This is a genomic window from Chitinophaga niastensis, assembly GCF_003014755.1.
Classification (GTDB): Bacteria; Bacteroidota; Bacteroidia; order Chitinophagales; family Chitinophagaceae; genus Chitinophaga; species Chitinophaga niastensis.
Genome location: NZ_PYAW01000032.1, coordinates 1 through 1,402 on the forward strand (window position 1 = coordinate 1; position 1,402 = coordinate 1,402).

Below are 1,402 nucleotides of genomic sequence, written 5' to 3' on the forward strand. Positions count from 1 at the left end.
GACATAAAATACCCTGCATCACTTTGTGAGTAAGTGATACAGAAGAAAAAAACATTGTAATAAAATCGGGGGAGCTCCCCCCGATTTTATTATGGAGAAAACTCCAGCATTGCATTATGTATTTTTCTCCATGCTTTATAAGTGTCTTTAATAAACTCCAGTAATCCTACATAGCTCATCAGATGAAGTCTTATTACAGTAATCATATTGGAAAAAGACTTTTTGGTTGCGGCTTTTCTCCTTATTACGACCATCAATAGTTGTGCAATCAGCACACAATAGACCTGCATTTTAATAGCATTGGGGCTTTCTCCCCAGAAGTAACGTAACGGAAAATTCTGTTTGATCTGTTTAAAAAGCAATTCGATCATCCAGCGGTTTTTATAAATGGTAGCTATCTGGCAGGCGGGTAAAGTAAAGTTATTGGTGATGAACATATAGACTTTGCCCTCATCTGACTTAAAGGTAATACGCCGCAGCTTTAAGCGCTGGACAACTGTTCCGTTTTGTTTAATTCCTACGGTTACGTATTGCTCCTTCAGCACTCCTTTCCTGTTATGTCTGCGAGTCCTGTCAATCAGCACTTTGGTCACATGAAAAAGGGCATTATCTCTTTCCCGGGTTACAAACCAGATCTGCTGTTCACTCCATTTAGCGAACCGATGGTAGGTTGTATAAGCTTTATCGAAGACCAGCCAGCTATTTGCGGGCAGCTTCAGGTGATGGAGAAATTTTTGATCATGCTCACGGGCTTCCGTCAGACGTACAAATTCAGTAACTCCACTAAAAGCATCCATCATGGCATGAACCTTGAATCCACCTTTCTTTCTGCTGCCATCTCCACGGGCACGGCCCACACCACGCAGTATTTCACTGAAAAGCTGAATTGTACTGCTGTCAACCACTTTCAGATTGCGGATACTCAATCCTTTTAATCGGCTGTCCGAGATAAAGCTGTGATACTGACGCAGCAGCCCGTAATAAATAGTTTCAAAGACCCGATAACTACGCTTATTATTAGCATCCGAAAGTGTACTGCGGGCAGGAGCTTTATCCAGCCCAAGGTGGCTAAGTTTTCCTTCGCAGGCCAGAAGGCCCTCACAGACTTCACGAAGGCCATTACAATAGCTGAACACTCCATATAACAGGCTTACTAAATGAAGCCGAAGTGGCAACCGCTTGTAATAACGGTTCGCATTATGCTTTCTGCTCGCCGCATGAATTACTGTTGACGGTATTACATTTAATATTTGCGATAAGATTGGCTGTCCGGGAAATTTTTTAAATTCGCTCATTAGAAATGTTTGTTGTGTGGTAACTCAAACATAACTAATTAGGGCGGTTCTATTGAACTGCCCTTTTTTTGCTCTTTAAATTATAGTTTTCCCGGACAACAATGATT

At 41.7% G+C, this 1,402-nt stretch carries 1 protein-coding gene; it reads right to left on the bottom strand.

Features of this window, described 5'->3' with window-relative positions:
• Positions 1 to 89 precede the first annotated feature (89 nt).
• Positions 90 to 1,295 (bottom strand): IS4 family transposase, encoded by a 1,206-nt coding sequence (locus CLV51_RS28835; RefSeq protein ID WP_106531571.1) that lies wholly within the window; start codon positions 1,293 to 1,295, stop codon positions 90 to 92.
• Positions 1,296 to 1,402: the final 107 nt, after the last annotated feature.

Bases quoted from the DNA above. Each gene is read 5' to 3' on its own strand.
- CLV51_RS28835 (WP_106531571.1), bottom strand. From the start codon at position 1,295: ATGAGCGAATTTAAAAAATTTCCCGGACAGCCAATCTTATCGCAAATA.